Source organism: Haemophilus sp. HMSC71H05 (genome assembly GCF_001838635.1).
Lineage (GTDB): Bacteria > Pseudomonadota > Gammaproteobacteria > Enterobacterales > Pasteurellaceae > Haemophilus_D > Haemophilus_D parainfluenzae_R.
In genome coordinates this window covers 200,698-207,962 of record NZ_KV838037.1, presented here as the reverse complement: position 1 = coordinate 207,962, position 7,265 = coordinate 200,698, and the positions used below count along the sequence as shown (strand labels likewise).

Genomic DNA, 7,265 nt, shown 5'->3' with positions numbered 1-7,265 from the left:
CTGGTTCGAGACCGGTATCGCCCACCACTTTTCTAAAGTGTTCTTTCCGCTCAAACTTTCCCATTATTTAAACGCTTTTCTTATGTGGGCGATTAGCTCAGTTGGGAGAGCACCTCCCTTACAAGGAGGGGGTCACTGGTTCGAGACCGGTATCGCCCACCACTTTTCTTAAAGTCTTTTTTTAAATCAGTCAAATTAGCATTAGTTCTGTTTTATCTCATAAATAAAAACGGCCACAAAACGTTTCGTTTTATGACCGCACTTTCATGAAATTTTTAGATTAAACCGGCTCTAAACCTAACACTTTACGTCCGTTGATACTCGCAATATCAACCATTGCATCAAGATGTGGGAAACGGCAGCCCGCAGCCAGCAAGCTTAGTTCTTGCCATAAATCCCCTTCACAAAGTGGCACCATGTAATCACAGATATTATCGGTACCTAACGCGACTGTAATCCCTTCTGGAATCATTTCATCTGCCGGGGTCAACGCATTGTGGAAAGGCATCAAATCTTCTTTTCGATTACTATCAATCCATGCCATTGGACAAGCAATCATCATCATTTTTGCCTGACGCATTTTTTCATAAAGTTTATAACGATATTCTCTGCTATGTGCACCAATGGAAATACCATGGATAGCCACCACTCGACCTTCCATACCATGTTCAATGGTTTTATCGCAAAGCTGTTCGGTTTCTTTTTCTTTTGGAGAGTTGAATTGGTCCACATGCACATGACACATAATACCGCGAGATTTAGCCGCATCAAGTAAAATATCCATTGCTTCAAGGCCTCGGCCATAGTCAAGCTCATCGCGATAAGGCAAACCACCAATCATATCCACCATATCAGAGCCAATATCAAACCATTTGCGTGCTTCTGGCTCAATCACCCCTTTTAAGGTTTGATTCGCAAATTTTAAAATAATGTCATGCTTATAGACTTCGCGCGCTTTATGCGCAGCAATAATGGCTCGGTCTTCACAAATCGGGTCGATATCCACAAAAGTCCCAAATGCCGTCACCCCTTGGGAAATCATCAGCTCAATCGACTGACAGAAACGGGCGTAATAATCATCAACACTTGATGTACGTTTAACTTCGTCCACTAAATCCCATTTTTGTTGAAGATTACTATTGTGATAAATGCCAATTTTTTCAGGTGTCATTGTAAAAGCACGATCTGCGTGAGCGTGAGCATTGACCCAGCCACCTTTTTTAATGATTTCGTCTCGAATAAACGTTTTAAAGCTACGAACGTGATTTCTCATAATAACTCCGCCAAAAAAGAAAAGAAAAGAGAGACGAGAAGTGTATTAATTGAAAAGCAAGCCCAATAAGGATCTGCTCTATTGTGAATTGTTTGCAATGTTATGAAAAATTCGCAGATTTTAATTAATAACATCTTTTCAGTCTTTCAACTGAGTGCAAAGTATAAGATTTTAAGCACAAAAAAGCTATCTATTTATTGACAAAAGAACGCTCTTGTTTAAAGACATCTAAGAACAAGCCGAGCGGTGGACGGCTTGAAGATTGCTCAGTATAAGTGCGGTCAAATTTCTTATAGTTTCCTTTGCGATCAATATGATACTGTGTGCCATCCGGCTGAATAATGACATTCCAACGGAAATTCGACGCCAACACCCAAGGATCGCCATTAAGCTCAAATAAATTACGGCCTTGTGCATAATCCGAAACTGGATTTTTCACTTTAAAGATCGATGACATCAATGCTGGCAATAAATCGGTATGGCTTGTTAATTTTGTCACTTCTTGTACCGGCAAATCCTTCCAGTAAACAATAAATGGCACTTGGATTTCATCACGACCGAAATAGTTTTCTCGTGCTTTTTCATCCAGCTTATTAAACGTTGTACCATGCTCTGCCGTAATAATAACAATCGTATTATCTAAAGAGACTGATGCTAAAGTGTCATCAATTTGTTGATCAATCTCCGCAAGCGATTTGATGTAATTTTCTTCCGCTTGATCCGCAATATCTAAATCCACATAAGCAAACCAAGGTTTATCCTCTTTTAAGAGAGATAAAACACCATTTATCGCTTCTTTTGGCGAAGAATCTTTCACTTTAGGTAATTTCACATTACGGAACAAGGCTTGTTTAAATAAGCTATCTTTAAATGCCGTAGATGAATAAGCGACAAATTGATATTTCTCGTCTTGTAACTTTTTGATTAACACTGACGGCGTATGATTACTCAAAATACTGTCCGTATAATTTGCATTCAGCCCATAGAATAAGCCTACTAAGCCGGCATTATTCGTATTGCCGCTGCTGTAATGATTCGTAAATTGAGTAGAACTTGTGGCAAACTCAAACAATTTAGGCATTTTCTCGCTTGTTAGTGCATCATAACGTAAGCCTGAAACGGTAATCACAAGAATATTTGGTTTGTTTTCAACTTGCTCAAACTGAAGATCTTTTTTCGGATAATCAATTTTTAATGCATCCAAACGCCCTTCTTGCTCTAAACGCTGTGAGTATGTTTCCGCATTAATAAACCCTTGTTTTTCCAAAAAGGTTCTTGCGGTCATTGGATAAGAAAGTGGGAAGTTTGAACGCTGCATAGTAATCGGACGATATAAAAATGCATCCGCCCAAGCGTAAATTAAGTGTGTCGCGACAAACGTGGAAGTCAGCACTAATCCCACTTTCTTCAGCCATTTCTGACGTTCTAAGCTACGTAATTTTTCCCAACTCCAACGGGAGAAAAGCATTTGGATTAGCAAAATAATCGGCATTGGCGCAAAGAAAATTTGCCAATCCCGTGAGAGATCGCCCTTTTCAGGGTTCACTAACAAATTCCAAACAATAGAAGAAAGGTGGATATTAAAGCGGTTAAAAACTTCTGTATCAAACAGCAGTAAAGTGGTGCAAATCGTGGCAATAATTACCGTTAGTCCACGGAAAGTGCGGTGATTTTTGATGATGAAACTCAGCGGAAATATAACCAGCAAATACAAGGCAAAAACACAAAAACTGAAATGCCCTAATAAGCTGATAAAGAAATAAATTTTGCCGAGTAAGGTGTCTGGCCAGTCAATGAGAAAGGCATAACGACTACCAATAAGAATTGCGATAATAATGTTAAAAAAAGCAAACCAGTGTCCCCACGAAATTTTTCGTGAGGTTTCTTCACGGTATTCACGTCCGTTAAATTTGCTCTTTTTAAACCAAAACATTTTATTTTATTTTTACCGAATTCATTAGAGAGTTGGCAAAGGCTTGTGCTAATGCTTCACGCTGTGCGGCTGGCACGCTAGTGGTCAATAAATTACTGGCCATATTGCCTAAAGCGATAAGAGAAAGATCAACGGGTGCTTTGTGAGTTTCAAGTACGCTAATCATGTCGTTAATGATGGCATTAACTTGCCCATCGGAATACTTTGAATGTTGAGCCATTTGGAATGTTTAAGCCTGTTCTAAATACAAAAAAACTTCTCATATCATACCCGATAATTTGTCCAATCTGAATAATTTCTTTTTTCTTGCTTAAAAAGTGCGGTTATAATTTAAGGTAAATTTTACGAAGGAAAAAATTATGAGCATTACGGTTAATCAAATCGTGCTACATCAATTAGTTAAGCACGCTGAAAATGAAACGACTACCATGGAAAGCGTGTTGCGTGATGAACTTCTCACCATTACGCCGGAAGTCGAACAAATGATGTTGCAATTACATCAAGGTTACCAAAATAAAGGCAAAGCATTTGGTGTCTTCCAAGAGAATTCCATTTTTGCACAAGATCTAAATCGTTTATTAGAAAATGAAATCAACTTTTTAAATTTCAGCCAACAATCCACAAAATTATTAGCGCAAGAGCTAGGTAAATATAATTTTGCAGACAGCGGTACGCTTATCCTATGCCAATATAACTTTTTAGCGACGGATTACCTATTCATCGCACTATTAGATAGTCGTATCAGCATGTTAGTTGACGAAAATCTTGAAATTCGTCGTACGGAATATCTAGATATCACACAATTTGATATTGCTGCGCGAATTAACTTAACGGATTTACAAGTAAACGCAAACTCAAACCGTTATCTCACCTTCATTAAAGGTCGTGTTGGCCGTAAAATTAGTGACTTCTTTATGGATTTCTTAGGTGCAGAAGAAGGTTTAAATCCGCAAGTTCAAAACCAATACCTATTACAAGCAGTCAGTGACTACTGTGAACAAGGTGAATTGAACAAAGAACAAACTCAAGCAGTGAAAAAACAGGTATTTGAATACTGTAAAGGTCAATTAGCAAACGGCGATGAAATTGCCTTAACTGAACTTTCAGCGAATTTGCCGACTCTAAACGAACGCCCTTTTGTCACCTTTACAGAAGAGCAAGATTACGGCTTGGAGGAAACCATTCCACCAGTACGTTCAGCCTTAAAAACATTAACGAAATTTTCGGGTTCTGGTAAAGGTGTGACATTAAGTTTTGATGCGGATTTATTGAATAACCGTATTGAATGGGATCCACTCACAGATACTTTAACAATCAAAGGGATACCACCAAATCTGAAAGATCAACTTCAAAAAGCATTAAAGTGCGATAATTAATTTGGCAAGATCATAAAGTTTCGGTATCATTCGACATAACTTTGCAGTAAAAGGTAAAAAATATGCAATTAAGAACATTTTTAGGTGCAGTTGTTTTAGCATTAAGTTTAACTTCTTGTTCAACAGTGCAAAAAGTCGTTTATCGTATTGATGTTCCACAAGGTAACTATTTAGAAGCAGCGACTGTGGCGCAAGTTAAACCAGGCATGACCACACAACAAGTACAATATCTGCTTGGCACACCAGTTTTAATCGATCCTTATAGTAACCTAACTTGGTATTACGTGTTCTTACAACAACACTCTTACCAAAAACCTGAACAGCACACATTTACAGTGAAATTCGATCAAAACGGTTTAGTGAGCAGTGCAGAATTAGATAAGCCATTACCTGAAGTGGCAAAACAAGACGAAAATAATACTATTATCAGCACACCTGAAAATGCAGGTAAGAAAAGCTGGTGGAAATTCTGGTAATCATTAAAAAATAACACCTGCTTGTCATATCAAGCAGGTTCTTTGTATTACAAGGGAATGAAAATGTCAAAAATTCTATTAGTTGATGATGATATTGAACTAACAGATTTACTTGCGGAAGTTTTACGACTGACTGGTTTTGAAGTTGAAGTTGCCAATAATGGTCAAGAAGCGTTAGATAAACTGAATGCAAGCCACCAGTTAGTTTTATTAGATATTATGATGCCTGTATTAAACGGCATTGAAACACTCAAGAAAATTCGCCAAACATCAAATGTCCCTGTGATGATGCTTACCGCACGTGGTGAAGAGATCGATCGTGTTCTTGGATTAGAACTCGGCGCCGATGACTATTTACCAAAACCATTTAACGATCGTGAACTGGTTGCTCGTATTAAAGCCATTTTACGTCGTGCTACACCAGCAGAAAAAGAAAATACACAAAATTCGACCGCACTTTCATCAGAAGAAAATACATTAGAATTCTGTGGTTTAGTGCTTCATTCTGGTCTTCAACAAGCTTCTTATAACGGTCAAGATCTTGGTCTAACCGGCTCTGAATTTGCTCTACTTCATAAACTGGTACTTCGCCCTGGACAAATTGTCTCTCGCGAAGAATTAAGCATGAATGTACTTGGCAAACACCTTTCTCCTTTTGATCGCTCGATTGATATGCATATGTCAAACTTGCGCAAAAAACTCCCAGAAAGAGACAATGGCTTACCATGGCTGAAAACGCTACGTGGTCGTGGTTACTTGTTGGTTTGTGAATAATGCTTATCAAAAAATTTAGCTTAAATCAGCTCACGATACGCACATTTACTGTTTTTTGGTTGGCATTCTTTGCCATGACCGCACTTTTGGTCGCACTCCCTTATTTTGATAGCCGCTTATATTCTGACTTGAATCAAAATGAAATATCGAGCTACCAAAAGAAACTCGTTGAATCCATTCGTAATAATAGAATCACCGGTATTCTCGCTGGCGTACCTGTTCTTCCAACCGATAAATTTGACTCGGCTCGCCCTGTCATCATGACGCCGGAAAAAGAGATTTTTGGTGCTTTAGGCGAAGAAAGAATGCATATTGCTCAGTTTGCCCAAGAGTCCAGTAACTTTGCCCAACCACAACGTAAAACCTTTAAAGATATTCAAATTGCAGGCCCTTTTAAAGTCTATATTGGGGATGCTGAACAATCCTCCGAATTATTCTTTGTGTCTCGAGCAAATGGCCAACAAGAAATTTTACGGTATATGCTTGACCACCCTTGGGTCTTATTGCTCTTGACCTTAATTATTACAACGCCTTTACTTTGGTGGTTTACGCATACCATCGTCAAACCTATTACCAATTTACAAAAGGCGGCTAATAGCGTGGCGTTAGGAAACTTTAAGGTTGATAATGAATTAGCAAATCATGGTCCAGAAGAATTACGAGAAGTAGGACAAAGCTTTAACAAGATGTCGATTGCGATTGATAATCTGATTTCAAACCAACACAATCTGCTTTCATCTATTTCTCATGAATTAAAAACACCGTTGACGCGTTTGCAACTTTCCACTGCCCTGGTTCGTCATCAAACAGGGGATATTGAACCAGTTAAACGCATTGAGAAAGAAATACAACGAATGGATAAAATGATCAGCGAGTTGTTACTCATTTCTCGCCAACAAATGCATTCTCAAATGGAGCATAATTTATTTCCTATTAATCAGCTTTGGGATGATGTGATCAAAGATGCCTTATTTGAAGCTGAGCAGCGCAAGATCGCCTGCGATGTCAATATTTCTATTTTACATCCTGAAAAACATATGATTTACGGCAACCTAAGCTTGCTTACCAGTGCGATTGAAAACATTATTCGAAATGCACTGAAATATACGAAAGATCGTATTTTCTTAACCATTGATTTACATAAAAATGAGCAGGATGATAATTGCCTACAAATTCGAGTAGATGATAATGGCTTAGGCCTACCACCAGAAGAGTTTGATAAAATCTTTAAGCCATTCTATCGAGTCGATGAAACTAGAACTCGAGCCACTGGCGGAACGGGATTAGGTTTAACGATTGTCTATAATGTTGTAAATGAACACAATGGAAAAGTATGGGCTGAATCCAGCAATTTAGGTGGGCTTGCCGTCACGATTCAACTCCCATTGTGGAAACAACATTAATCTAAAATAAAAGGCGATATATTCATATCG

7 protein-coding genes and 1 tRNA gene are annotated in these 7,265 nt (G+C 38.3%); 5 read left to right on the top strand and 3 right to left on the bottom strand.

The genetic code is table 11. The features are described 5' to 3' along the window. Nucleotides 1–86 precede the first annotated feature (86 nt). Nucleotides 87–162, top strand: a tRNA-Val gene (locus HMPREF3279_RS07280). Between the two features lie 118 nt (nt 163–280). Here the strand turns inward: HMPREF3279_RS07280 and HMPREF3279_RS07275 are convergent. The 3 genes from HMPREF3279_RS07275 to HMPREF3279_RS07265 form a co-directional block, all read right to left on the bottom strand. Next, nucleotides 281–1,273, bottom strand: a complete 993-nt coding sequence (locus HMPREF3279_RS07275) for an amidohydrolase family protein (protein WP_005696743.1) — start codon at nt 1,271–1,273, stop codon at nt 281–283. Between the two features lie 190 nt (nt 1,274–1,463). Next, a complete protein-coding gene (locus HMPREF3279_RS07270; RefSeq protein ID WP_070868742.1) occupies nt 1,464–3,206 on the bottom strand; it encodes a DUF3413 domain-containing protein in 1,743 nt (580 codons plus the stop codon). 1 nt (nt 3,207) lies between these two features. Then, the gene (locus tag HMPREF3279_RS07265) at nt 3,208–3,426 is read right to left on the bottom strand and encodes a YejL family protein (protein WP_005698664.1); all 219 of its coding nucleotides are present in this window, start codon (nt 3,424–3,426) and stop codon (nt 3,208–3,210) included. Nucleotides 3,427–3,565: 139 nt separating this feature from the next. Here HMPREF3279_RS07265 and yejK point away from each other — a divergent pair, with 139 nt between their 5' ends. The 4 genes from yejK to cpxA all read left to right on the top strand — a co-directional run bounded on the left by yejK (nt 3,566) and on the right by cpxA (nt 7,235). Further along, nucleotides 3,566–4,582: a nucleoid-associated protein YejK gene (gene yejK, locus HMPREF3279_RS07260; RefSeq protein ID WP_070868741.1), complete on the top strand. Its 1,017-nt coding sequence runs from the start codon at nt 3,566–3,568 to the stop codon at nt 4,580–4,582. Between the two features lie 62 nt (nt 4,583–4,644). Then, nucleotides 4,645–5,058, top strand: coding sequence for an outer membrane protein assembly factor BamE (gene bamE, locus HMPREF3279_RS07255; protein ID WP_070868740.1), 414 nt, complete (start codon nt 4,645–4,647; stop codon nt 5,056–5,058). Between the two features lie 63 nt (nt 5,059–5,121). Then, nucleotides 5,122–5,832, top strand: a complete 711-nt coding sequence (locus HMPREF3279_RS07250) for a response regulator (protein WP_049365682.1) — start codon at nt 5,122–5,124, stop codon at nt 5,830–5,832. Further along, on the top strand, nt 5,832–7,235 hold the full coding sequence (gene cpxA / locus HMPREF3279_RS07245; RefSeq protein WP_070868739.1) for an envelope stress sensor histidine kinase CpxA: 1,404 nt from the start codon (nt 5,832–5,834) through the stop codon (nt 7,233–7,235). Before HMPREF3279_RS07250 ends, cpxA begins: the two co-directional genes overlap by 1 nt. Nucleotides 7,236–7,265 lie beyond the last annotated feature (30 nt).